The 23,504-nt window shown below is 73.2% G+C and carries 22 protein-coding genes and 1 other RNA gene; 16 read left to right on the forward strand and 7 right to left on the reverse strand.

Going from position 1 to position 23,504, the window contains the following annotated elements; all coding sequences use genetic code 11:
• Together ABD240_RS15630 and ABD240_RS15635 are read right to left on the reverse strand one after the other, a co-directional pair.
• Entirely contained in the window at positions 1-1,338 is a 1,338-nt protein-coding gene (locus tag ABD240_RS15630; protein ID WP_291793700.1) for a glutamine synthetase family protein, read from the reverse strand.
• Positions 1,339-1,347: 9 nt separating this feature from the next.
• Entirely contained in the window at positions 1,348-1,548 is a 201-nt protein-coding gene (locus tag ABD240_RS15635) for a hypothetical protein (protein WP_291793662.1), read from the reverse strand.
• 193 nt (positions 1,549-1,741) lie between these two features.
• On the opposite strand from ABD240_RS15635, the gene ald reads away from it, so the two are divergent.
• Positions 1,742-2,860, forward strand: a complete 1,119-nt coding sequence (gene ald, locus ABD240_RS15640; RefSeq protein WP_344338370.1) for an alanine dehydrogenase — start codon at positions 1,742-1,744, stop codon at positions 2,858-2,860.
• A 22-nt stretch (positions 2,861-2,882) separates the two neighbouring features.
• On the opposite strand, the gene ABD240_RS15645 is transcribed toward ald, so the two are convergent.
• Positions 2,883-3,602: a FadR/GntR family transcriptional regulator gene (locus ABD240_RS15645; protein WP_344338373.1), complete on the reverse strand. Its 720-nt coding sequence runs from the start codon at positions 3,600-3,602 to the stop codon at positions 2,883-2,885.
• A 91-nt stretch (positions 3,603-3,693) separates the two neighbouring features.
• Here ABD240_RS15645 and map point away from each other — a divergent pair, with 91 nt between their 5' ends.
• On the forward strand, positions 3,694-4,617 hold the full coding sequence (gene map / locus ABD240_RS15650; RefSeq protein WP_291793671.1) for a type I methionyl aminopeptidase: 924 nt from the start codon (positions 3,694-3,696) through the stop codon (positions 4,615-4,617).
• Between the two features lie 70 nt (positions 4,618-4,687).
• Positions 4,688-5,527, forward strand: a complete 840-nt coding sequence (locus ABD240_RS15655) for an ROK family protein (protein ID WP_291793674.1) — start codon at positions 4,688-4,690, stop codon at positions 5,525-5,527.
• Positions 5,528-5,547: 20 nt separating this feature from the next.
• Here ABD240_RS15655 and rnpB read toward each other — a convergent pair.
• An RNA gene (gene rnpB / locus ABD240_RS15660) (RNase P RNA component class A) lies at positions 5,548-5,939 on the reverse strand.
• A gap of 95 nt (positions 5,940-6,034) precedes the next feature.
• Between rnpB and ABD240_RS15665 the strand changes: the two genes are divergently transcribed.
• On the forward strand, positions 6,035-6,790 hold the full coding sequence (locus tag ABD240_RS15665) for a YaaA family protein (RefSeq protein WP_291793677.1): 756 nt from the start codon (positions 6,035-6,037) through the stop codon (positions 6,788-6,790).
• Here the strand turns inward: ABD240_RS15665 and ABD240_RS15670 are convergent.
• The gene (locus ABD240_RS15670) at positions 6,761-7,543 is read right to left on the reverse strand and encodes a helix-turn-helix domain-containing protein (protein ID WP_291793679.1); all 783 of its coding nucleotides are present in this window, start codon (positions 7,541-7,543) and stop codon (positions 6,761-6,763) included. The genes ABD240_RS15665 and ABD240_RS15670 overlap by 30 nt on opposite strands.
• A gap of 201 nt (positions 7,544-7,744) precedes the next feature.
• Here ABD240_RS15670 and ABD240_RS15675 point away from each other — a divergent pair, with 201 nt between their 5' ends.
• From ABD240_RS15675 to ABD240_RS15695, 5 genes are read left to right on the forward strand one after another with little or no spacing between them, the layout of a single operon-like run.
• Positions 7,745-8,776 (forward strand): ABC transporter substrate-binding protein, encoded by a 1,032-nt coding sequence (locus tag ABD240_RS15675; protein ID WP_291793682.1) that lies wholly within the window; start codon positions 7,745-7,747, stop codon positions 8,774-8,776.
• Entirely contained in the window at positions 8,773-10,491 is a 1,719-nt protein-coding gene (locus ABD240_RS15680; protein ID WP_344338379.1) for a siderophore-interacting protein, read from the forward strand. Before ABD240_RS15675 ends, ABD240_RS15680 begins: the two co-directional genes overlap by 4 nt.
• A complete protein-coding gene (locus ABD240_RS15685; protein ID WP_344338381.1) occupies positions 10,488-11,507 on the forward strand; it encodes a FecCD family ABC transporter permease in 1,020 nt (339 codons plus the stop codon). The genes ABD240_RS15680 and ABD240_RS15685 overlap by 4 nt, the downstream gene beginning before the upstream one ends.
• A complete protein-coding gene (locus tag ABD240_RS15690) occupies positions 11,504-12,529 on the forward strand; it encodes a FecCD family ABC transporter permease (RefSeq protein WP_344338383.1) in 1,026 nt (341 codons plus the stop codon). Before ABD240_RS15685 ends, ABD240_RS15690 begins: the two co-directional genes overlap by 4 nt.
• Position 12,530: 1 nt before the next feature.
• Positions 12,531-13,325, forward strand: coding sequence for an ABC transporter ATP-binding protein (locus ABD240_RS15695; RefSeq protein WP_344338385.1), 795 nt, complete (start codon positions 12,531-12,533; stop codon positions 13,323-13,325).
• A gap of 6 nt (positions 13,326-13,331) precedes the next feature.
• On the opposite strand, the gene ABD240_RS15700 is transcribed toward ABD240_RS15695, so the two are convergent.
• Together ABD240_RS15700 and ABD240_RS15705 are read right to left on the reverse strand one after the other, a co-directional pair.
• Entirely contained in the window at positions 13,332-14,066 is a 735-nt protein-coding gene (locus ABD240_RS15700; protein WP_291796178.1) for a zinc ribbon domain-containing protein, read from the reverse strand.
• A gap of 2 nt (positions 14,067-14,068) precedes the next feature.
• Positions 14,069-14,989: a Nif3-like dinuclear metal center hexameric protein gene (locus ABD240_RS15705; RefSeq protein WP_291796175.1), complete on the reverse strand. Its 921-nt coding sequence runs from the start codon at positions 14,987-14,989 to the stop codon at positions 14,069-14,071.
• Between the two features lie 26 nt (positions 14,990-15,015).
• Between ABD240_RS15705 and ABD240_RS15710 the strand changes: the two genes are divergently transcribed.
• The 7 genes from ABD240_RS15710 (at position 15,016) to fni (ending at position 23,452) form a co-directional block, all read left to right on the forward strand.
• Positions 15,016-16,539, forward strand: coding sequence for a fatty acyl-CoA synthetase (locus ABD240_RS15710; RefSeq protein ID WP_344338388.1), 1,524 nt, complete (start codon positions 15,016-15,018; stop codon positions 16,537-16,539).
• Between the two features lie 87 nt (positions 16,540-16,626).
• Positions 16,627-17,907, forward strand: coding sequence for a Na+/H+ antiporter NhaA (nhaA, locus tag ABD240_RS15715; RefSeq protein WP_344338390.1), 1,281 nt, complete (start codon positions 16,627-16,629; stop codon positions 17,905-17,907).
• A gap of 3 nt (positions 17,908-17,910) precedes the next feature.
• The gene (locus ABD240_RS15720; protein WP_344338392.1) at positions 17,911-19,056 is read left to right on the forward strand and encodes a cysteine desulfurase family protein; all 1,146 of its coding nucleotides are present in this window, start codon (positions 17,911-17,913) and stop codon (positions 19,054-19,056) included.
• A gap of 161 nt (positions 19,057-19,217) precedes the next feature.
• Positions 19,218-20,207, forward strand: coding sequence for a mevalonate kinase (gene mvk / locus ABD240_RS15725; protein ID WP_344338394.1), 990 nt, complete (start codon positions 19,218-19,220; stop codon positions 20,205-20,207).
• Complete coding sequence (gene mvaD, locus ABD240_RS15730) at positions 20,204-21,208, forward strand: diphosphomevalonate decarboxylase (protein WP_344338396.1); 1,005 nt, start codon at positions 20,204-20,206, stop codon at positions 21,206-21,208. The genes mvk and mvaD overlap by 4 nt, the downstream gene beginning before the upstream one ends.
• Positions 21,205-22,344 carry a phosphomevalonate kinase gene (locus ABD240_RS15735; RefSeq protein ID WP_344338398.1) on the forward strand — a complete coding sequence of 380 codons (1,140 nt, stop codon included), beginning with the start codon at positions 21,205-21,207 and terminating at the stop codon, positions 22,342-22,344. Before mvaD ends, ABD240_RS15735 begins: the two co-directional genes overlap by 4 nt.
• Positions 22,337-23,452 (forward strand): type 2 isopentenyl-diphosphate Delta-isomerase, encoded by a 1,116-nt coding sequence (gene fni / locus ABD240_RS15740; RefSeq protein ID WP_344338400.1) that lies wholly within the window; start codon positions 22,337-22,339, stop codon positions 23,450-23,452. Before ABD240_RS15735 ends, fni begins: the two co-directional genes overlap by 8 nt.
• Positions 23,453-23,504: the final 52 nt, after the last annotated feature.

The following is a 23,504-nucleotide window of genomic DNA, read 5'->3' on the forward strand; positions in this document are numbered from 1 at the left end:
TCACAGGGAGCGGTAGAGGCGGTCGAGTTCGAAGGGCGTCACCTGGTCCCGGTAGGCCTCCCACTCCGCGCGCTTGTTGCGGAGGAAGTAGTCGAAGACCTCCTCGCCCAGGGTCTCCGCGACGAGCTCCGAGTCCTCCATGAGGGAGATCGCGTGGTCGAGGCTCTGCGGGACGGCGCGGATGCCCATCGCCCTCCGCTCCGCGGCGGTGAGCGACCAGACGTCGTCCTCGGCCTCCTCCGGCAGCGCGAGGCCGTCCTCGATGCCCCGGAGGCCGGCGGAGAGCAGCACCGCGTAGGCGAGGTAGGGGTTCGTGGCGGAGTCCATCCCGCGGTACTCGATGCGCGCGGAGGAGGCCTTGCCGGACTTGTACTGCGGCACCCGCACGAGCGCGGAGCGGTTGCGGTGGCCCCAGCAGATGTAGCTCGGCGCCTCGTGCCCGGACCACAGCCGCTTGTAGGAGTTCACGTACTGGTTCGTCACGGCGGAGATCTCCGGCGCGTAGTGGAGGATGCCCGCGATGAAGTGCCGCCCCACCTCGGAGAGCTGGTACTCGCCGCCCGGATCGTAGAAGGCATTGGTCTCGCCTTCGAAGAGCGACACGTGGGTGTGCATGCCGTTGCCCGGCTGGTCCACCAGCGGCTTGGGCATGAAGGAGGCGAACACGTCCTGCTCGACGGCCACCTCCTTCACCATCGCGCGGAAGGTCATGACGTTGTCCGCCATGGTGAGCGCGTCCGCGTAGCGCAGGTCGATCTCGTTCTGGCCGGGACCGGCCTCGTGGTGGGAGAACTCCACGCTGATGCCCATGGACTCCAGCGTCTGCACCGCGTCCCGGCGGAAGTCGTTGGCCGTGCCGCCGTTGACGTGGTCGAAGTACCCGGCAGTGTCCACCGGCACGGGGGCGCCGCCTCTCAGGTCGCCGGACGTGAAGAGGTAGAACTCGATCTCCGGATGGATGTAGAAGCTGAAGCCCGACTCCGCCGCGCGCTCCAGCGCGCGCTTGAGGACGTGGCGCGGATCCGCCGGCGCCGGGCCGCCGTCCGGGGAGTGGATGTCGCAGAACATCCGCGCCGTGGGCTCCTGTTCACCGCGCCAGGGCAGCAGGGAGAACGTCGCCGGGTCCGGCCGGAGGACCATGTCGGACTCGAAGACGCGGGAGAACCCCTCGACGGACGAGCCGTCGAAGCCGATGCCCTCCGCGAACGCGCCCTCGAGCTCCGCCGGCACGATGGCGACGGACTTGAGCTGGCCCAGCACGTCGGAGAACCACAGGCGGATGAACCGCACGTCGCGGTCCTCGACGGTGCGCAGGACGAACTCCTGCTGCTTGCTCATGGCCATCGCTCAGCCCTCCTCCCAGCTGCGGTCCTCGGCGTCCCAGTCCGCGCTGCGCTCCCGGGCGCGCTCCAGTGCGGCGCGGGCCTCGGCCTCGGTGGCGTAGGGGCCCATCCGGAACTGCCAGCTGCTCTGCGGACCCTTCTCCACCTCGTGGGTCCGGGTGTTGTACCAGTACTGCACGTCGTTCGACTGCGATTCACCGACCATGGTCGCCTCCCGGTGCCTGTGCGGACGTCTGCGCGGGGGCTGCTCCCCCGGCTCCCAAGAGTATCGCGGGGAGGCTCGCGCGGCGCGCCGTTGCGACCGGCGCTCGCCGCTTTAAAGGTTTGGCAGACAGACCTTTTCCGGTCTAGGCTCGTGGCGCACACCACGTCGCACACCCCGGCCCGAGGAGGCACCCATGCGCATCGGCGTACCCACGGAGATCAAGAGCGCGGAGAAGCGCGTCGCACTCACCCCCGCGGGGGTCCATCAGCTGGTGGAGCACGGCCACGAGGTGCGCGTGCAGGCAGGCGCCGGCCTCGGCTCCCACCTCGCGGACGAGGACTACGCCGCCGCCGGCGCGCGGATCGTCGCGACCGCCGCCGAGGCCTGGGGCGAGTCCGGCATGGTGGTGAAGGTCAAGGAGCCGCTCCCGGAGGAGCACGCACACCTGCGCGAGGACCTCATCCTCTTCACCTACCTCCACCTCGCCGCCGCCGAGGACCTCACCCGGGCGGTCCTCGCCGCCGGGACCACCGCGATCGCCTACGAGACGGTGCAGCCGGATGCGGGCGGGCTCCCCCTGCTGGCCCCCATGAGCGAGATCGCCGGCCGCCTCTCCGTCCAGGAGGGCGCGCACCACCTGCTCGCCGCACAGGGCGGCCGCGGCGTGCTGCTGCCCGGTGTGCCCGGCGTGGACCGCGCCAAGGTCACCATCGTGGGCGCCGGAGTGGCGGGCGCCTCCGCCGCACGGGCCGCGGTGGGCATGGGCGCGCAGGTGGAGATCTTCGACATCAGCCTCCCGCGCCTGCGCTACCTCGACGAGGTGTTCGACGGCCGGCTGCAGACGAAGGCCTCCTCGCCGTTGGACATCGCCGAGTCCGTCGCCCGGGCGGACCTCGTGGTGGGCTCCGTGCTCATCCCGGGCCACCGCGCACCCAAGCTGGTGACGGACGAGATGGTCGCCGCCGCCAAGCCCGGCAGCGTCTTCGTCGACATCGCGATCGACCAGGGCGGATGCTTCGCCGGCTCCCGGCCCACCACCTATGCGGAGCCCACCTTCGAGCGGCACGGCGCGCTCTTCTACTGCGTGGCGAACATGCCCGGCGGTGCGCCCGTCACCGCCACGAAGGCGCTCACCAACGCCACCACGCCGTACATCCTGCGGATCGCGGACGGCGGCTGGCGGGAGGCGCTGCGGGCGGACCGGGCGCTCGCCCGCGGTCTCAACGCCCACGGCGGAACGCTCACCAACGCCGCCGTGGCGGAGGCCTTCGGACTCGACTCCGTCCAGCCGGAGGCCGTCCTCGCCGGCTGAGGCGACCGGCTGCGGGACCCGCTCAGTCGCCCATCGTGGTGCTCCGGAAGTGGGTCTCGCAGAGTTCGCCGGCACGGTCCGGGTCCCCCGCCGCGATCGCCTCGACCAGCGCGAAGTGGTCCGCGGCCGCCTGCTCGAACAGGCGCTCGGAGAACGGGTCATGGCGGAAGCCCGCGTTGATGCGGCGGTCCAGGTCCGCGGCGATCTCCACGAGGTGCGGATTGCGCGCGGCCTGGGCCATCGTGTGATGGAAGCGGGCGTCGGCCGTGCGCGCCTCAGCGGCGGTCTGCGCCTGCGCGTAGCGGCCCGCGAGCTCACGCAGGCGGGCGGTGTCCTCGGCCCGGCGCCGCTGGGCCGCGACGGCGGCGATGCGATTCTGGACGACGGCGCGCGCGTCGAGCAGATCGCGTCGCGTCTCACGGAACTCCGCGAGCCGCTCGGCGTACTCCTCCACCCGCGCCGGCTCCACCCGGGAGATGAAGGTCCCGCCGCCCCGGCCGCGGCGACGGACGACGAAGCCCGCCCGCTCCAGGGTGGCCAGTGCCGCGCGGACGCTGGACCGGGACACCTCGAGCTCGTCGGCCAGCCTGCGCTCCGGCGGCAGGCAGGTGCCCTCCGGCAGCGCACCCACCGCGATCGAGGCCATGATGTGGTCGGCGATCTGCCGCGGGGTGGAGGACTGGGAGACCACCCCGGCGAGATCCGCGTAGCCCGCGTCGAACTCCGGCTCCGTCTGCGCCATGCGCCCTCCCTTCCCGGCCGTGCTCCGCTCGGACCCACCATAGCCGCGCGGCCGCGGCGGCACCCACGGCTCTCGATAGACTGGACCCATCATGACTGAGACCACCGCTGCGCAGAACTCCGCCCTCCCGACCACCGCACCGCTGGGCACCCTCGTGCCCGGCACGCTCTCCCCCCAGCGTCCCGTCCCGCAGTCCATTCCGCGCCCGGAGTACGTGGGGCGGAAGGAGCCCGACGAGGGCCGCGGCGGCGACTTCCACTCCCCGGAGGAGGTCGAGCGCATCCGCGCTGCCGGCCGGATCGCCGCGGACGCCCTCGCGGAGGTGGGGAGGATCATCCGTCCGGGCATCACGACGGACGAGATCGACGCGGTCGCGCACGAGTTCATGGTCGCCCACGGCGCCTACCCCTCGACGCTGGGCTACCGCGGCTACCCCAAGTCCGTGTGCACCTCCGTCAACGAGTGCGTGTGCCACGGCATCCCGGACTCGACTGTCCTCGCCGACGGCGACATCGTCAACGTCGACATCACCGCCTACAAGGACGGGGTCCACGGCGACACGAACTTCACCTTCCTCGTGGGCGACGTCGACGAGGAGTCGCGGCTCCTCGTAGAGCGCACGCACGAGGCGATGATGCGCGGGATCAAGGCGGTGCGTCCGGGCCGTGAGATCAACGTGATCGGCCGGGTCATCGAGAAGTACGCCAAGCGGTTCGGCTACGGGGTCGTCCGCGACTTCACCGGCCACGGCGTGGGCCGCGAGTTCCACTCCGGCCTCATCGTCCCCCACTACGACGCGGCTCCGGCGCACAGCGAGGTCATCGAGCCGGGGATGGTCTTCACCATCGAGCCCATGCTCAACCTGGGCACCGTCGCGTGGGAGCAGTGGGACGACGGCTGGACCATCGTCACCAAGGACCGCAGGCGTTCCGCCCAGTTCGAGCACACCTTCGTCGTGACGGAGACCGGCACGGACATCCTCACCCTTCCGTCCGCGGGCGTTACGATCAGCTGAGAGAAGCACGCCGCAGCCGCCCGGCGGGCAGACCGCCGGGCGGAGGACGGCCAGACGAGAGAGGTCCACCATGGCTCAGGAGCAGCAGCCGAATCTCCAGCATCTCGCAGTGGGCATCGACATCGGCGGGACCGGCACCAAGGTGGGTCTCGTCGATGTCCGCGAGGGTGCGCTGATCGGCAAGCGCTGCCGGCTCGACACCCCCGGCGACGCCCGTGCGGAGGAGATCGTCGCCACCGTCCGCGCGGCACTCGACGATCTCGCGGCGCAGACGGCGGAGGCAGGCGTCATCTCCGCGCCGGAGCACCTGTCCAAGCTCCCGGTGGGTGCGGCGTTCCCCGGCGTGGTGAAGAAGGGCACCGTCGCCTTCGCGGGCAACCTCACCGCGGCGATCGGCGCTCCCATCGTGGACATGCTGAGCGAGGCGGTGGGCACGGCGGTCCACATCGCCAACGACGCGGACGCCGCGGGGCTCGCGGAGATGACCTACGGCTCGGGACGCAAGCATCGCAAGGAGAGCGTCATCGTCACCACCCTGGGCACCGGGATCGGCACTGCGCTGTTCACCTCCGGCCGGCTGTACCCGTACTCGGAGCTGGGCCATCTCATGATGGGCGAGGAGGTCGCGGAGCGGCAGATGTCCGTCGCGGCGATGCGGCGCCTCGACCTGGGCTTCGAGGAGTGGGGCGCACGGCTGACCGCCTACTATCGCGAGCTCGAGCGTCTGTTCTTCCCGGACCTGTTCATCCTGGGCGGGGGCATCTCCAAGCGCAGTGCGGAGTTCCTCCCGCACATCGCGGTGGACACCCCCATCCGGGTCGCGAAGCTGCTCAACAACGCCGGGATCGTGGGCGCCGGGCTGCTGGGGGCCAACCAGGGCAAGGCGAAGGTGGGCCGCAAGCGGAAGTGAGCGGCGGCTGATGTGTGAGTGAGGGCAGGCCGCCTGTACGCCGGGTTCTGTTCGTGCACCGGGTCACCCCTGTGCACGCGACGACCATCTGTCTGGGACCGCTGTTGCCAGCGGCCTCGAGCGATCCACCCGACGGCTCGGGCGAGCAGCCCTCGAACGCCGTCTGTCCGATCTTGCTCCGGGTGGGGTTTACCGAGCAGCCGCAGTCACCTGCGGCCCTGGTGGTCTCTTACACCGCCGTTTCACCCTTACCCGCCGTGTGCACGCACACGGCGGGCGGTCTGTTCTCTGTGGCACTGTCCCGCGGGTCACCCCGGGTGGCTGTTGGCCACCACCCTGCTCTGCGGAGCCCGGACGTTCCTCAGCGGAGAGGCTTTCGCCGTTTCCCCGCCGCGGTCGTCCGGCGACCTGCCCTCAGCCCGCTACTGTACACCGGGGCGCACGCACCGCGCGCCTTCCCCCACCGACCGCAGTCCGCATCCCAGCTGAAGGAGACGTGCTCCACCCGTGAAGATCCTGCTTCCCCCGTCCGAAGGAAAGACCGCGCCCGCCGCCGGCCCCGCCGTGGACGTCGGGGCGCTCGCGTTCCCCCAGCTCGCGGATGCGCGTGAGGAGGTGCTCGCGTCCCTGCGCACGGCCTCGGCCGCCGAGGACGCGCTCACCGCCCTCGGCGTGGGGAAGTCGCTGGCCGCCGAGGTCGAGGCCAACACCCGCCTGTGCACCGCACCCGCCGCGCCCGCGCACGAGGTCTACACCGGGGTGCTCTACTCCGCGATGGGTGCCGCGGACATCGCCCCGGAGCGGCTCGCGCACGTCTTCGTCTCCTCCGCACTCTTCGGCGTGGTGAATCTCACGGACCCGATCCCCGCCTACCGCCTCTCGATGGGCACCGCACTCCCGCCTCTCGGCCGCATGCGCACCTGGTGGCGGAAGCGGCTGGCGCCGGTCCTCGACGAGGCGTTCGCGGGCGAGCTGCTGCTCGACTGCCGCTCCGCCGACTACCGCGCCTCCTGGCCCGGCCGCCCGGCGCAGACCGTCACGGTCGACGTCGTGCAGGTGCGCGGCGGAAAGCGGACGGTCGTCTCCCACTTCGCCAAGCACACCCGCGGCGAGCTCGCCGGGCGGCTCCTGCGGGCGGAGGCTCCGCTGCCGGAGACGCCGGAGGGGATCGCCGAGGCCGCCGGACGGTGGTACGAGGTCGAGTACGCGCAGCCCACCGCGCGGAAGGCCGCCTCACTCACCGTGGTGCTGCCGGAGACCTGAGTCCCCGCGCCGGGGTACCGCCGCCAGCGGGTCCTCCCGCAGCACCTCGACCGGCACCGCGGATTCTCTGCTCAGCGCACGCAGGAGGCCGGCGCGGGTGGCGAAGCCCGCGGCCCGTGCCGCGCTCGTCGCGCTCGCGCCGCCGCGCAGACCGCGGACGGCCTCGCTCAGCCTCCGCCGCGTCCGCCACCGGCTGAAGCTCATTCCCGTCTCGTCCGCGAAGATGCGCTGCACCTGGCGCTCGCTCATCCCCACCCGCGCACAGAGGGCTGCGAGCGGGGCCGGGGAGCTCACGGCCGCCTCGGCGATCCGAGCCGCCACCGGATGCACCGGCATGACGGCGGGGAAGGCCTCGACCCGCAGCTGGAGCAGCAGCTCCTCCAGACCGTCGGTGAACACCGCGCACTGTTCGGGCGTGCGCGGCTCCGCCGCCATCCGGGCGAGCATGAGGCGGGTGATGCCCGGCACCGCGCCCAGCCGCTGCACCCGCACGGCCGGCGCGACGTGCCCGGCGAGGACCGGCCCCAGCACGATCGAGTGCTCCTCCAGCCGCACGGCGTGCGGCACGTCCGCGGCCAGCCAGACCGAGGTGCGCGGCTCGAGGAGGATGTCCGTCCCGTCCGCAGTCAGCCTGCCCCGCCCCATCACGAGATGCACGAGGTGCGGGCGGTCGTGCGCATGCATGGGATGGCCCGTGAACCGCATCGCCGTCTCCGGCACCACCGTGGCGAACTCCCGCCTGAAGCCCATCATCCGCCTCCCCGTCACAGCCGCACGGCCCACCGCTCCGGCGCCGTCCACTCCATTTCGCAAAGCAATTATGCCCTAACTGCAGGACGTGTCGGCTCCGGACCCGGACGATGTCGCCTCCGGACCGCCCCGCCCGCGAAACCGCACCTAGGGTCGGTCCTTGGCATTTAAGTGAGGCTGCCCTTATCCCAATCGGAGGTTCCCGTGATCCGCACATCCCACCCGCTCCGCACATCCCCTCGCCGCGCGTCCCGCACCCTGGCTGCGGCGACACTCGCCGCCGGCCTGCTCGCACTCACCGCCTGCGGCGGCTCCGCGGCGGACGAAGGGAGCGAGGAGGAGGCAGCGGGCGGCACGCGCACCGTCTCCACGCCCTACGGTGATGTGAAGGTCCCCACGGACGCCCAGCGCATCGTCGTCCTCAACTACGCACTCGCCGGCTATCTGTACGACATGGACGTGCCGGTGACGGCGACGATCCCGGAGGACGCCGACCAGCGCAACCAGGAGTACTCACCGCTGTGGGGATCCGCACCGGACGAGGACGGCACCGAATTCCTGCCGTGGTCGACCGACGGCTTCGACCTCGAGGCGGTGCTCGAGGTCGACCCGGATCTCATCATCGGCGGCGGCTGGGGCTTCCCGAGCTTCCACGCGGAGAAGGCGTACGAGGACCTCTCCGCCATCGCCCCCACCGTCGTCGTCGACAAGGCTCTCCCGGACTGGCAGGGACAGGCGGAGTTCCTCGCCGTGGACGTCTTCGACCGGCCCGAGGCCTACGAGGAGATGGTGACGGAGTACGAGACCCGCCTGGAGGAGGTGAGGGATGCGATCGAGGTGCCGGAGCAGCCCACCTCGTTCGTCTCCGTCACGGGTGAGGGCACCCCCTACCTGGTCCTCGAGGACCAGGGCCTGCCGCGCATGTTCGACGCGCTGGGCTTCGAGGTCAACGACATCGCGGCCCGCAACGGGCTCGAGCCCTACCAGCCCGGCGGCGACCTCGCGGAGCTCTCCACCGAACAGCTCGGGCAGCTCGTGGACAGCGAGACCCTCTTCGTCATGGGCTTCAACGCGGACACGGCCAGTGCGGAGGCGCTCGCGGACGATCCGGCCTGGTCCGGGCTGCCGGCGTTCGCCCACCACCGTGCGTACGATCTGCCCTACTGGGCGCTGCGGCACGACTTCGACGAGTCGCTCGAGGTCCTCGACCTCGTCGAGGAGGAGTTCGGCAGGTGAGCCTCCACGATCTCCGCATCCACCCGCTCGTGGTGCGCACCGTCACGGTCGCCGCCGTCGAGGACGTGACCCCGCGGATGCGCAGGATCCGCCTCACGGGAGAGGAGCTGGGCGCCTTCACCCGCGACGGGCACGCGCATCCGCCCTTCTCCTCCCCCGGGTTCGACGACCACGTCAAGCTCGTCCTCGCCCGGGGAGGCCCCCTCGAGACGGCGCTGCCGCTCCAGCTGCCCGACGGCATCGAGTGGACGCCCGCACCGCACCGCGAGACCCGCGACTACACGCCGCGCAGCTTCGACCCGGAGGCGGGCGAGCTCGTCCTCGACTTCGTCATGCACGGCGACGGGCCGGCCGCGACCTGGGCGCGGGACGCCGCGCCGGGCGATCCGCTGACCTTCGTGGGGCCCAAGTCCTCCCTCGTGCTACCCACGGACGCCACCGCGCTGGTGCTGGTGGGCGACGAGACCGCGCTGCCGGCCCTGGGCAGGTTCTTCGACGAACGCCCGCTTCCCGCGCCTGCCCACGTCCTCGCGTTCGCAGCGGATCCCGCGGCGCACCAGCCGCTGGCACTGGGTCCGGAGGACTCCGTGCGGTGGGAGCACATGCCGCACCCGGACGGCGAGGCGATCGCGCGCAGCTTCGACGAGTTGGTCGAGGACCGCGACCTCGGGGAGCGGCCGTACGTGTGGGCCGCGGGCGAGGCCTCCTCGCTGCTGCCGCTGCGCCGCAGGCTCTCCGGTCTCGTGGCACGCGGGGACCGCAGCATCACCGGCTACTGGCACCGGACGGAGGAAGCCGAGGCCGCAGCAGTCGCCCCGGCCCTCCCGGAGGCGCCGGCGGCCTGGTTCGCGATCCGTGCGGCGCTCGACCTCGGGCTGCTCCCGGTGCTGTCCGCCGGAGCGCGCACGGCGGACGGGATCGCGGCGGCGCTCGGGGTGCCGCACGTACGGCTGCGGCCGCTGCTGGATGCGCTGGTCCCCTCCGGCCTCCTGGAGCGGGACGACGCCGGAGCATGGCGGCTGTCCGCGCTCGGCCGTGATCTGCTCGACGATCCGCACGCGCAGGAGGAGTTCACCGGGCCCGAGGCCGCACAGATCCTGGCCCTGGCGCACACCGCCGAGGCCGTCCGCGGCGGGACGCCCGCGTGGGAGCTGGCCCACGGCACCCCCTTCGCCCGGACGCTCGCGGATCCGGCGACCGCCGCGCATCTCGCCCACGAGGCGGAGTCGCTCGCGTTTCTCCAGTACGGCCTGGTGCGCAGGCTCGCGGAGCTGGACGCGCACAGCCTCCTGGCCGTCGGACCCGCCGCCGGAGTCCTCGCCGAGGTCGCGGCCCGCGGCGGAATCGCCGTCCGTCCGCTCGCGGCAGGCGAGGAGCGCACGCCCGCGCCCGAGGCCTCCCCTGCGGCCGCGACGGACGGCGGGACCGTGATCGTGTCCGCCCTCCTGCTGCACCACCTCGACGACGCGGCTGCGCTCGCGCACCTGCGGACGCTCGCCGCACACGCATCGCGTGCGCTGCTGCTCGACTCCCCCGCACCGGACGCCCTCTCCCCCGACGCGGCCCTCCGCACGCTCGTGCAGTTCGGGACCAGCGGCACGCCTCCGCGCACGCCCGCGGACGTCGCCGCCCTCGCACAGGAGGCCGGGTGGACCGCTCTGTCCGCACGCGGCCTCGGCTGGGGCCTGCACGCGACGGAGCTCGTCCGCGGATGAACGCCTCCTCCGCTCCGCGGCCGGCCGCGCTGACGGCGGCACTGCTGGCAGCGCTCCTCCTGCTCGGGGCCGTCGCCGTGCTGAGCCTCTTCGTCGGCTCCGCCGCGCTCTCGCCGGCGGAGGTCGTGGGCGCACTCTCACGTGCGGACGAGGACCTCATCAGCCGGATGACGGTGTCCGGCCTGCGGCTCCCCCGCACGCTGCTGGGCATCGCCGTCGGGGTCGCGCTGGGAACGGCGGGCGCGCTGGCGCAGGCGGTCACCCGGAATCCGCTCGCGGACCCCGGGATCCTGGGGGTGAGCGCCGGCGCGGGCCTGGCGGTCTCCCTCGCCGTCGCCTTCCTCGGACTCACCCGCGTGGAGGACTACAGGTGGTTCGCGTTCGCGGGCGCCCTCGGGGCCTTCGCCCTCGTCTACGCGATCGCGCTGCGCGGACCCCACGGCGCCACACCGGTCCGCCTCACGCTCGTGGGCGTGGCGCTGTCCGCCGTGCTCACCGGCGCCAGTCAGTCGCTCGCGCTCCTGCGTCCGCACGTGTTCGACCAGATGCGCTTCTGGGGAGCGGGCACGCTCGCCGACCGCCCGCAGGGCACGCTCACGGCCGTCCTGCCGTTCATCGCGGTGGGCGTCGTGTGCGCGCTGCTCACGGGCCGCGCCGCGAATGCGATGGCGCTCGGCGACGAACGCGCACGCACGCTCGGCGTGCCCGTGGGCGTCCTGCGCTGGCTCATGACGGTCCTCATCGCGGTGCTCTGCGGGGCGGCGACCGCCGCGGCGGGGCCCATCGCCTTCGTGGGACTGATGGTCCCCCACGCCGTCCGCGCCGTGACTGGCCCGGACCAGCGCTGGGTGTTCGCCCTCTCCGCCGTCCTCGCCCCCGTGCTCCTCCTGCTGGCGGACATCCTCGGCAGGCTCCTCGTGTGGCCGGCGGAGCTGCAGGCCGGCATCGTGACCGCCTTCCTCGGCGCCCCGGTGCTGGTCCTGCTGGTCCGCCGCGCGGAGAGGGGCGGACTGTGAGCGGCGTCCTGCGCCTGGGCCCGGTCAGCCGGCGCTTCTCCCCGCGGGACGCAGGCATCGCAGCCGCCCTGCTCCTCCTGGTGGCCGTCCTCACCCTGCTCGGGCTGTCACTCGGAGAGCGGCCGGTGAGCGCGGACCGCGTGCTCGCGGCCTTCCTCCCGGATGCCGAGGCGCTCGATCGGATGGTCGTCGTCGAATGGCGCGCACCGCGCGCCTTCGCCGCCGCCGTGTTCGGTGCGTGCCTGGGGATCAGCGGAGGCCTGTTCCAGGCGCTCACCCGCAATCCCCTGGGCAGCCCGGACATCATCGGCCTCAACACCGGCGCGTACTCGGGAGTGTTGTGCGTGATCCTTCTCGGCGGCAGCGGCTACGCGGCCTTCGCCGCCGGAGCCGTGGGCGGCGGCGTCCTCGCCGCCGGGCTCGTGTACCTGCTCGCGTACTCCTCCGGCCTCCAGGGGTTCCGCCTCATCGTCGTGGGCATCGCCGTGAGCGCCTTCCTTAGCTCCGCGAACTCGTGGTTCGTCGTCAAAGCGAACCTCGACGAGGCGATGCGCGCCGCCGTCTGGGGTGCGGGGACCCTCAACGGGATCCGCTGGCCGCAGCTCCTCGCCGCGGGGACGGCGGCCCTCGTCCTCCTCTGCGTGCTCCCGTGGCTCAGCCGCAGGATCGCACAGCTCGAGCTCGGGGAGGACGCAGCCCGCGTCCGCGGCGTGCGGGCCGAACCGGTGAAGGCCGTCCTCGTGCTCGTCGGAGTGGCGCTCACCGCCCTCGTCACCGCCGTCACCGGACCCATCGCCTTCATCGCACTGGCGGCTCCCCAGATCGCCCGCAGGATCCGGCGCGAGACCAGCGGCTTCGACGCGGTGGGAGCGGCGCTCGTGGGCGCGGTCCTGCTCAGCGGTGCGGACCTCCTCGCCCAGCACGCCCTGCCCGATTCCGCGCTCCCCGTGGGCGCCGTCACCGTCTGCCTGGGCGGCGCCTACCTCGTCTGGCTGCTGTTCGCAGAGAACCGGAGAAGCTGACATGTCCCACACACCCTCCGCGGAGATCGCGCTGCAGGCGGTGGACCTCACCGCCGGATACCGCTCCCAGGACCCCGTCCTCCGCGCGGTGGCCGCCGCCGTGCCCCGCGGCGGCTTCACCGCCGTGATCGGGCCCAACGGCTGCGGCAAGTCCACGCTGCTGCGCGCCTTCACCCGTCTGCTCGCCCCCGCCTCCGGCGGTGTCCTGCTCGACGGGAGGGACATCTCCGCCCTGCGCACGGCCGCGCTGGCCCGCCGGATGAGCATGCTCCCGCAGCAGTCGCCGGTGCCGGACGGCATCCGCGTCGCGGAGCTCGTGCGACGGGGCCGATATCCCCACCAGACGCTGTTCGCGCAGTGGTCGGCGGACGACGAGGCCGCCGTCGCCCGTGCCATGGAGCTCACCCGCGTGAGCGGCCTCGCGGACAGGCTCGTGGACACACTCTCGGGCGGGCAGCGCCAGCGGGTGTGGATCGCGCTCGCGCTCGCCCAGGACACCGAGCTGCTCCTCCTGGACGAGCCCACGACCTTCCTCGACATCGCGCACCAGTACGAGACCCTGCGGCTGCTGCAGTCGCTGCAGGCGCAGGGGCGGACCGTCGTGGCGGTCCTGCACGACCTCGACCACGCCGCGCGCTTCGCCACGCACGTGGTGGCGATGAGGGACGGGCGCACCGTCGCCTCGGGGACGCCCGCGGAGATCCTCACCGAGGAGCGGGTGCGCGAGGTGTTCGGGCTCGACTGCCGCATCCTCACGGATCCGGACACGGGCACTCCCGTCGTGCTCCCCCGGTAGCGCCGCTCACCCGCCGGCGCGCAGCAGCACCGCGCCGCAGTCCTCGCACTCGAGGCAGGTGCCGGGTGCGGCGTTCCGGTACCGGTCCGCACTCGCACCGGAGAGCTGGGCGCCGCAGGCGGTGCAGGCGCCGCCGGAGACGGTCGCGGCAGCCGGGTACTCGCCGTCCGCGGACAGTCGCGGCGCGAGAGACTGCGGGAGCTGCGCGACCGCGGCGGTCAGCCGGGCGTCGAGCTCCGCGATCTCGCCGCTCAGGCGCTCCGCCTCCGCGGTGCGCTCGGCCTGCAGGTCCCGCCCCGTGCTCGCCACCTGGTCCGCCTGTGCACGGACGCCGGCGAGGGCCTCGGCGGCGGTCTCCCCCGCCTCCAGCTCCTCCACCTGCCGGGTCTCGATCTCGCTCACGCGCCGGCGATGCCCCGCGATCTCCTCCTGGAGGCCCAGGAGGTCCCGCGAGGTGAGGCCCACACCGGCGTTGAGCTTCTCCTCCGTCCGGCTGATGCGCGCCCGCAGCGCGTCCGCCTCCGCCTCGCACTCCGCGGCCTGCCGCTCGTGCTCCGTCTGCCGGGCGGCGAGTGCGTCCGCCTCCTGCCGCAGCCGCCCGTGCTCCGCCGCGAGCTCACGCAGGCGGGCCAGACGCTGGGTCTGCCGGGCCTCGTGCGCCCGGGTGCGGCGCGCGGCCGCGAGGTCGATCCACTCCAGGAGTGCCTGTGCCTGGCCCTCGTCGAGTCTGAGCTCCGACATCCTCAGTGCTCCTTCCGCGATGCGTGTGCTGCCGCTGTATGCGCCGACTGCGAACCCGCCATGTCCTGCCCGATCCGTTCCGCCCACGCGTCGGTGCGCAGACGCGAGACCTCGATCTCGAGCTCCCAGCCGCGCTCCCGGGCCGCGGCGGACAGCTGTGCGGCCGCGCGGTCCAGCCAGAGCGACTCCGAGGCCCAGTGGGAGATGTCGATGAGGTGCGGAACGGGAGCGGCCGGCAGACCCGGGCCGGTCCGGCGCGCCGTGTCGCGGGCCTCCGTCGCGGGGTGGTGGCGGAGGTCCGAGGTGACGTAGACCTCCGCGCCGCACGCGCGCACCTCGTCGAAGAGCGAGTCCCCGGCCCCGCCGCACACCGCCGCACGGGTCACCTCCGCGTCCGGGTCACCGGCGATGCGGACGCCGGTGACGGTGGCGGGGAGGGCCGCGGCGAGCCGCCGCGCCAGGTCCCGGACCGTCGCGGGCTCCGGCAGATCCGCCCAGCGCCCTATGCCCACCGCGGGGTCCGCCGCCGAGGTGGGAGCGAGCGGCCGTGCCTCCCCCGCCCCCAGCGTCTCGATGAGCACGTCGGAGACCCCGCCGGGGGCGACGTCCGCATTGGTGTGCGCGGCGATGTGTGCGACCCCGGCACCGATGAGCCTCACGAGCTGGCCGCCCTTGAGGGTGTCCGCGGCCACGGAGGTGACCCCGCGCAGCAGGAGCGGATGGTGGGTGAGCAGCAGGTCCGCGCCGCGCTCCACGGCCTCCTCGACGACCGCGTCCACGGGATCCACGGCGAGCAGGACACGGCGCACGTGCCGGGAGGGATCGCCGGTGGTGAGCCCCACGGAGTCCCAGGATTCCGCCAGCCGCTCCGGCCAGAGGGCGTCGATGAGTGCGTGCAGGTCGGCGAGTGCGGGCTCCGTCATGGGACAACCGTAGTACGGTGAGCGCCATGTCGCAGATCACACCCGTGCGCAGGAGCACGATCGCAGACCTCATCCGCCGCACCGCCGGGCGCACCCCCGAGGCCACCGCCGTGGTCTTCGGCGACCGCACCTGGTCCTATCGCGGACTCGACGACGCCGTCACCGCGCTCGCCCGCCACCTGCTGGGGCTGGGCCTGGTCCCGGGCGACCGGGTGGCCGCCATCGGCCTCAACTCCGACCTCTATGCGCTGACCTTCCTCGCCTGCGCCCGCGCGGGCCTCGTCCACGTCCCGGTCAACTTCCAGATGCGCGGGGACGAGCTCGACTACTTCTTCACCGATTCCGGGGCCAAGGCCGTGTTCGCGGACGCCGCGCTCGCAGAGCACGTGCGGGCCACGCCCACCGGCGCCGTCCTGGAGGTGCGGACGTTCGAGGACCTCCTCCCCGTCGTCACCGCGCCGGAGGTGCCTCGGGCCGGCGATGACGAGTTCGCCGTCACGGACACGGACATCGCCCAGCTGCTCTACACCTCGGGCACCACCTCTGCCCCCAAGGGCGCGATCATGACCCACCGCGCGCTGGTCCACCACTACCTCAGCTGCCTCGACGGCCTCGATCTCAGCGCCGAGGACCGCTGGGTCCACGCGCTGCCGCTGTACCACTCCGCGCAGATGCACGTCTTCCTGCTGCCGGCGCTCATCACCGGCGCCTACAGCGTGATCGTCCCCAGCCCGGTGCCGGACGAGCTGCTCACGCTGATCGAGGAACAGCGCATCACCTCCTTCTTCGCCGCACCCACCGTCTGGGTGGCGATGGCGCACAATCCGCGCCTGACGGAGGCGGACCTCTCCTCGCTGCGCAGGGCCTACTACGGCGCCTCGATCATGCCCGGACCGGTGCTGGAGCGGCTGCGGACCGCGTTGCCGGAGCTGGGGTTCTACAACTGCTTCGGCCAGTCCGAGATGGGGCCGCTGTGCACCGTGCTGCGCCCGGAGGAGCACGACGACCACCCCGGCTCCGCCGGCAGGCCGGCGCTGTTCGTCGAGGCCAAGGTCGTCGACTCCCAGGGTGATGAGGTGGGCCCGGGCGAGCAGGGCGAGATCGTCTACCGCTCGCCGCACCTCTGCGAGGGGTACTGGAACAAGCCCGAGGCCACACAGGAGGCCTTCCGCACCGGCTGGTTCCACTCCGGCGACCTCGTGGTCCGCGACGCGGACGGCTTCGTCGAGGTCGTGGACCGCGTGAAGGACGTCATCAACACCGGCGGCGTGCTCGTGGCCTCACGGCAGGTCGAGGACGCCGTCTTCGAACTCGAGGAGGTCGCCGAGGTCGCGGTGGTGGGCGTGCCGGACGACAAGTGGATCGAGGCGATCACCGCCTTCGTCGTCCGCAAGCCCGGGGTGGGCGACGATCAGCTCACCGCGACGACGGTCACGGACCACGTCCGCTCGCGGCTGGCGCCGTTCAAGGTGCCCAAGGCGGTGCACTTCGTCGAGGAGCTGCCCAAGAACACGGCGGGCAAGATCCTCAAGCGCCGGCTGCGGAGCTGAGGAGGCCGCGGCGCCGGCGAGCCGGACCGGGTCTCAGTGGGCACACACCGTCCGCTGGGCGGAATCGCATCCTGCTACTGTGTCCGGATGCACAACAGGCCCACCGATCAGCCGGGCGGTCCGCTCGCCGCTCTGTCACGCAAGCTCTCCGCCGCCGCAGGCAACGATGCCTTCGGCGGCACGCTGCTCCTCCTCGCTGCCGTCGCAGCGCTCGTCCTGGCGAACACGCCCCTGTCCGGCTGGTACGAGGCTGTGCGGGACTTCCGCGTGGGCCCCTCCGCCCTCCACCTCGATCTCACGATCGGCACGTGGGCGGCCGACGGCCTCCTCGCCGTCTTCTTCTTCGTGGTGGGACTGGAGCTCAAGGAGGAGTTCGTCACCGGCCGCCTGCGCGACCCCCGCCAGGCGGCCGTCCCCGTGGCCGCGGCCGCCGGCGGCGTCCTCGCGCCCGCCCTCATCTTCATCGGCTTCAACCTGCACACGGGCGGCGGCGCTCTCAACGGCTGGGCCATCCCGACCGCCACGGACATCGCCTTCGCCGTGGCCGTCCTCGCGGTCGTGGCGAAGAACCTGCCGTCCGCGCTGCGCATCTTCCTCCTCACGCTGGCGGTGGTCGACGACCTCATCGCGATCACCATCATCGCCATCGCCTACACCGCGGGCGTCCAGCTGGGCTGGCTGCTGGCCGCGATCGTCCCGCTGGCCCTGTTCGCCTTCCTCACCTACCGGGGCGTGCGCTCCTGGTGGATCCTCGTCCCGCTCGGCATCCTCACCTGGTACTGCGTGCACAGCGCGGGCGTGCACGCCACCGTCGCCGGTGTGCTCCTGGGCTTCGCCGTGCCCGTCCGGCCCACGCCGCGGGCGCGGGTGGCCCACGGCACGGACGCGGACGGAGTGATCCGCTACGAGGGCCTCGCCGGTCACTTCGCGAGCCGGTGGGGCGTCTTCTCCACACTCTTCGCCGTGCCGGTCTTCGCCTTCTTCTCCGCAGGCGTGGAGACGGGAGGGCTGAGCGGCCTCGGCGAGACCTTCGCGGATCCGATCGTCCTGGGCATCGTCTGCGGCCTCGTCCTCGGCAAGCCCATCGGCATCCTCGGCACCACGTTCCTGCTCACCCGCCTGCCGTTCTTCCGGCTGGAGAAGTCGCTGAAGTGGATCGACATGCTGGGCATGTCGATGGTCGCCGGCATCGGCTTCACGGTGGCCCTCCTGGTGGGCGAACTCGCCTATCCCGGCATGGAGCACCTCGCCGGCGAGGTGAAGATCGGCATCCTCTCCGGCTCGCTCATCGCCGCCGTGCTGGGCGGCATCCTCCTCTCGATCCGCAGCGGCATGGCCGGCAACCAGCGCGAGCGGCTCGACGTCTGAGGCATGAGCGCTCCCGTGCCGGCCCCGGAGACGGAGGTCTACCTCGATCACAACGCCACGACACCCGTCGCGGAGCCCGTGGCGCTGAGGATGTGGCCGCATCTCACCGAACGGTTCGGCAACCCCTCGAGTGCCACCCGGCGCGGACGTGCCGCGGCCGCCGCCGTCGACCGCGCACGGCAGGAGCTCGCCGCGCTGATCGGCGCCGAGCCGGACGAGATCGTCTTCACCTCCGGGGGCACCGAGGCCAGCAATCTGGCCCTCCGCGGGGCCGCCGCGGGCGCCGGCTGCCGGCGTGTGCTCACCTCTCCGCTCGAGCACCCCGCCACGACGGCGCCGCTCGCGCACCTGCGGACGCGGGACGGCTGGACGGTCCATACGCTCGACGTCGACGCCGGGGCCCGGATCGATCCGGATTCCGCTCCCGGCACTGAGCTGGGTCTGGGCACCCTCATCCTCGCGCACAACGAGGTCGGCACCGTCCAGCCGGCCGCGGCCTTCTCCGAAGCGGTCCACCGCGCGGGCGGCCTCGTGCACATCGACGCCGCACAGGCCGTCGGCAAGATCCCGGTCGACGTGCGGGAGATCGGGGCAGACCTCCTCTCCGTCGCCGGACACAAGCTCTACGGTCCGCAGGGGGTTGGCGCCCTCTGGGTGCGCCGGGGCACGGCACTCGCACCGGTGCTGCGCGGCGCCGGCCAGGAGCGGGGACTGCGCCCCGGCACGGAGAACGTCGCCGGGATCGTGGGCCTGGGAGCCGCCGCCGCACTGGCCGCCGAGGAGCTGCGGCGCGGGACCGCCGCACAGGTGAGGCTCCGGGAGCTTCTGTGGTCCCTGCTCAGCGCGGGTGCTCCCGCCCTCGTGCGGATCTCGCCGCCGGCGGGATGCCTGCCCAACACCCTCATGGTCGCGCAGCCGGGAACCGTGGGACAGGAGGTCCTGGACGCCGCGGAGGGGGTCGCCGCCTCGACCGGCAGCGCCTGCCATGCAGGCGTCCACGCCCCCTCGGCCTCCCTCCTCGCGATGGGAGTGGACCCGCGCACCGCGGTGGGAGCGCTCCGGCTGTCGCTCGGCCGGTCGACCACGGAGTCGGAGGTGCGCACCGCTGCGGAAGCCCTCTGTGCGGCGCTGCGCCGGGCGTCCGGCTGACGCCGCGAGGAGAGAAACCGCACAGCGGGCACCCTCCGGCTGGGCTCTGCCTGCCGCGGCTGAGTATCCTTAGCTGCGGTCCGGGGACGGACCCCGCACGCAGTCGCTGCGGCCCGACGGGTGCTGAGGAACCTGCGACCGCTGACAGGAGAGAGCACACGATGACAGAAGGGCCCACCGGCACCGCCGCGGCGCCGACGGCGGCACCCGCCGCGGTTCGCACCACCCCGGCGGTGGGAACGGCGCACGCGAAGGCGATCCTGTTCGGCGAGCACTCGGTGGTGTACGGCTCGCCGGCCGTCGCCATCCCGCTCACCTCCCTCAACGCCACCGCCCGCATCACGGCGGGGACGGGCGGGCTCCGGATCGACAGCGACCTCTACTCCGGCGCCGCCGCGGACGCGCCGCCCCGGCTGCAGCCGCTCATCGCGGCGGTGCAGTCGGCCTGCGCGCGCACCGGCGCGGATCCTGATCTGCTCGCCCTCGAGCTCACGAGCTCCATCCCCTACGAGCGCGGGCTGGGCTCCAGCGCCGCCGTGGCCGTCGCCGTCGCGCGCGCCGTCGCGGCCCTCACGGCGACGCGGCTGGACGAGGACGAGGTGCACGAGGTCGTCATGGCCGCGGAGCGGATCGCCCACGGCCGGTCCAGCGGGCTGGACGGGCGGACCGTCGCCTCGTCCTCCCCCATCCGCTTCCAGAACGGCGTCGTCACGCCGGTGGAGGTGGGCGGCACCTTCGAGTTCGTCCTCGCGGACTCCGGCCACGCAGGCTCCACGTCCGAGGCCGTGGGCTCCGTCCGCGCCCGGATGGAGGACTCCCCCTCGGAGGTGGGCGCGGTCCTCAACCGCCTGGGCGCGCTCGCAGAGGGCTCGCTCAGCCGGCTCGCGGCCGGGGACGTCGCCGGGCTGGGCGAGCAGATGGACGATGCCCACGCCCTGCTCGCGGAGCTGGGCGTGAGCGACGCCTCCCTCGAGACCCTTGTCGCGGCGGCGCGCGGTGCCGGCGCGGCGGGGGCCAAGCTCACCGGCGGCGGCCGCGGCGGCTGTGTGCTCACACTCGCCCGCGACGGCGCGCACGCCGCACAGATCGCAGAGACGCTCCGCGCCGCCGGTGCCGCGCGGACCTGGCAGACGAAGGTGGAACCGGCATGACCCGGGCGACCGCACGCGCACATCCCAACATCGCCCTCGTGAAGTACTGGGGCAAACGCGACGAGGCGCAGATGCTCCCGGCCGCGGGCAGCATGTCCATGACGCTCGACGCCTTCGCCACCACGACCACGGTCGAGGTCGACGGGACGCTCACCGAGGACGCCTTCTCCCTGGGCGGCGCGGAGCAGACCGGCGTGGCCCTGGACCGCACCACGCGCTTCCTCGACGTCGTCCGCTCCCTCGCCGGGGACGGCCGCCGCGCCCGGGTGCGCTCCCACAACGAGGCGCCCACGGCGGCGGGACTCGCCTCCTCGGCCTCGGGCTTCGCCGCGCTGGCGCTCGCCGCCGCGGCGGCCTACGGGCTCGATCTGGACGAACGCGCGCTGAGCCGGCTGGCCCGGCGCGGCTCCGGCTCCGCCACCCGCTCCGTCATCCCCGGCTACGCCGTGTGGCACGCGGGTACGGACGATGCGAGCTCGTACGCAGAGGGGATCGAGGCTCCGGACCTGCGCCTCGTCATCGTCACCGTCGACGGCTCCCCCAAGTCCGTCTCGAGCCGCCGGGCCATGCGGCTCACGGCCGCCACCTCCCCGTTCTACGAGGCCTGGGTGAGTTCCACGGAGCAGAGCCTCACGGAGATGGTCCGGGCCTGCGCGGACGGCGACGTCCCCCGGATCGGTGCGCTCACGGAGTCCCATGCGCTGCGCATGCACGCCGTCATCGCCACCTCCACGCCGCCCGTGCGCTATCTGGCCCCGCGCAGCATCGAGGTGTTCGATGCTGCCGTCCGGCTCCGTGAGGCCGGTGTGACGGCGTGGGCGACCGCGGACGCCGGCCCCAATGTCTGCGTGCTCACCACTCCCGCCGAGGCAGAGGCCGTCGCGGCCGCCGTGGCGGAGCACGGCGAGGTCCGCATCGTCGGCCCGGGACCGGGGGCGCACCTGCTCGCGGAGCACCTGCCGGAGCCTGCACAGCGGGACGGAGGAGAGACCCCACGGTGACCGCCTCCGCAACCGCCGCCGGCCCGGACGTCCTCGCACGCGCACCGGGCAAGCTCTACATCGCCGGTGAGTACGCGGTCGTGGAGCCCGGCCACCCGGCCGTCCTCATCGCCGTGGACCGGGTCATCACCGTGCGTCTCACGGCGGCCGCCGGCTGCGGGCGGGTCCGCTCGAGCAGATGGGGGCACAGCCCCGTGACCTGGGTGCGCGGTGCGGACGAGCAGATCGTGCTCGACCACAGCCCGCTCGACTACGTCACGTCCGCGATCGCGCTCATGGAACGGCTGCGCGCGGAGCGGGGGCTGGCGCCGCGCTACTTCGACCTCGCCATCGACAGCGAGCTCGACGATCCCAGCGGGCGGAAGTTCGGCCTCGGCTCCTCCGGTGCCGTGACCGCCGCGGTCGTCGACGCCGTCGGCCGCTTCTACAGTATGGGACTGCGGCCTCAAGACCGGTTCCGGCTGGCGCTGCTGGCCACGATCGCGATCGCACCGCGGGCCTCGGGCGGCGACGTGGCGGCCAGCACCTACGGCGGGTGGATCGAGTACACAGCCCCGGATCGCGCCGCTCTCCGCGCCCGAGCGGCGGCCTCCACCGTCACCGCCATGCTCACGGCACCGGAGTGGGAGGTCAGCCGGATCCGTCGCCTGGGCGACCCGGCCGGCCTTGCCCTGCTGGTGGGCTGGACGGGACGCCCCGCCTCCACCGAGCACCTCGTGGCGCGGGTGCACAGGGACGCGACAGACGTCGATGCGCGCTACGCGGACTTCCTCACCGGTTCCCGCCGCGCAGTGGAGGAGCTGACGGCGGCATGGACCACGGATCCCGTGACCGTGCTCGGCCGCATCCGCACGTGCAGGAGCATGCTGCAGGAGCTCGGCGCCCTCCGCGGCACCGTCATCGAGACCCCGCAGCTGCAGCTGCTCTGCGACCTCGCGGAGGCCCACGGCGCAGCGGGCAAGCCCTCCGGCGCCGGCGGCGGGGACTGCGGGATCGTCCTGCTGCCGGACACCGCAGACCCGGCGGCGCTGCTCGAATCCTGGCGGGAGCACGACATCCTGCCGCTGATGCTGCGGGCCCATTCCCCGGCCGCGGCCCCCACCGCACCGGACCAGGCAGGAGACACACATGACTGAGCGGGAAGCACTCGATGCGGCCGCACTCGACGCCGCCGGGCGGCACACGCGCAAGGAGGACCACGTCCGCCTCGCCGCGGCCCAGTGGACCGGCGGCGGGCCGCGGTCGGACTTCGACGACGTCGCCTTCGTCCATCACGCTCTGGGCGCGGTGGCGGTCGAGGAGGTGGACCCGTCCGTGGAGATGCTCGGCCGCCGCGTCGCGTGGCCGTTCTACATCAACGGGATGACCGGGGGCACGGAGCACACCGGGCGCATCAACCGGGATCTCGCGATCGCCGCGCGGGAGACCGGGATCGCGATGGCCTGCGGATCCATGTCCATCGCCCTCGACGACGCCGAGGCCGCCCGTGCCTTCACCGTCATCCGGGACGAGAACCCGGACGGCCTCGTCATGGCGAACCTGGGTGTGGGGAGGACGGCCGAGGACGCCGCGCGGGTCGTGGAGATGCTCAGGGCGGACGCCCTGCAGCTCCACGTGAATGCCGTGCAGGAGACGGTCATGCCGGAGGGCTCCCCGGAGTTCGGCTCCTGGCTGCGCGGCATCGAGGAGATCGTGAGAGCGAGCCCGGTGCCGGTGCTCGTGAAGGAGGTCGGATTCGGCCTCAGCCCGCGCACGCTCCTCCGGCTGCAGGAGCTCGGCGTGGAGTGGGCGGACGTCTCCGGCCGCGGCGGCACGGACTTCCTGCGGATCGAGAACGACCGGCGGCCCGGCGGCGACTACGCCTATCTCACCGGGTTCGGCCAGTCCGCGCCCGCCTGCCTGCTCGATGCAGCGGCGACCGCCGAACTCTCCCCGGGGCCGGTGCTGCTGGCCTCGGGCGGGGTCCGCAGCCCCCTCGACGTGCTGCGCGCGCTGGCGCTGGGCGCCCGCGCGGTGGGCGTCGCCGGCGCCTTCCTCACGGCGGTGGACTCCGGCGGGCCGGACGCGCTCGTCCCTCTCCTGCGGACCTGGCAGGACCATCTCCGCGATCTGTCCGCGCTGCTGGGTGCGCGGACGCCGGCGGACCTCGCACACACGGACGTGCTCATCCGCGGCGGGCTGCGCGAGTACTGCGAGCTGCGCGGCATCGAGGCGGGGCGTTACAGCCGGCGGAGCGAGGACTGAGCACCCCGCCGCGCACCGGCACGCGGCCCCATCCTCTTCATTCGTTCACTGT

It is taken from the genome of Brevibacterium salitolerans, assembly GCF_039531405.1.
Lineage (GTDB): Bacteria > Actinomycetota > Actinomycetes > Actinomycetales > Brevibacteriaceae > Brevibacterium > Brevibacterium salitolerans.

Coding starts and splice junctions, on each gene's coding strand:
- ABD240_RS15630 (WP_291793700.1), bottom strand. CDS start 1,338: ATGAGCAAGCAGCAGGAGTTCGTCCTGCGCACCGTCGAGGACCGCGAC.
- ABD240_RS15635 (WP_291793662.1), bottom strand. CDS start 1,548: ATGGTCGGTGAATCGCAGTCGAACGACGTGCAGTACTGGTACAACACC.
- ald (WP_344338370.1), top strand. CDS start 1,742: ATGCGCATCGGCGTACCCACGGAGATCAAGAGCGCGGAGAAGCGCGTC.
- ABD240_RS15645 (WP_344338373.1), bottom strand. CDS start 3,602: ATGGCGCAGACGGAGCCGGAGTTCGACGCGGGCTACGCGGATCTCGCC.
- map (WP_291793671.1), top strand. CDS start 3,694: ATGACTGAGACCACCGCTGCGCAGAACTCCGCCCTCCCGACCACCGCA.
- ABD240_RS15655 (WP_291793674.1), top strand. CDS start 4,688: ATGGCTCAGGAGCAGCAGCCGAATCTCCAGCATCTCGCAGTGGGCATC.
- ABD240_RS15670 (WP_291793679.1), bottom strand. CDS start 7,543: ATGATGGGCTTCAGGCGGGAGTTCGCCACGGTGGTGCCGGAGACGGCG.
- ABD240_RS15685 (WP_344338381.1), top strand. CDS start 10,488: ATGAACGCCTCCTCCGCTCCGCGGCCGGCCGCGCTGACGGCGGCACTG.
- ABD240_RS15695 (WP_344338385.1), top strand. CDS start 12,531: ATGTCCCACACACCCTCCGCGGAGATCGCGCTGCAGGCGGTGGACCTC.
- ABD240_RS15700 (WP_291796178.1), bottom strand. CDS start 14,066: ATGTCGGAGCTCAGACTCGACGAGGGCCAGGCACAGGCACTCCTGGAG.
- ABD240_RS15705 (WP_291796175.1), bottom strand. CDS start 14,989: ATGACGGAGCCCGCACTCGCCGACCTGCACGCACTCATCGACGCCCTC.
- ABD240_RS15710 (WP_344338388.1), top strand. CDS start 15,016: ATGTCGCAGATCACACCCGTGCGCAGGAGCACGATCGCAGACCTCATC.
- nhaA (WP_344338390.1), top strand. CDS start 16,627: ATGCACAACAGGCCCACCGATCAGCCGGGCGGTCCGCTCGCCGCTCTG.
- ABD240_RS15720 (WP_344338392.1), top strand. CDS start 17,911: ATGAGCGCTCCCGTGCCGGCCCCGGAGACGGAGGTCTACCTCGATCAC.
- mvk (WP_344338394.1), top strand. CDS start 19,218: ATGACAGAAGGGCCCACCGGCACCGCCGCGGCGCCGACGGCGGCACCC.
- mvaD (WP_344338396.1), top strand. CDS start 20,204: ATGACCCGGGCGACCGCACGCGCACATCCCAACATCGCCCTCGTGAAG.
- fni (WP_344338400.1), top strand. CDS start 22,337: ATGACTGAGCGGGAAGCACTCGATGCGGCCGCACTCGACGCCGCCGGG.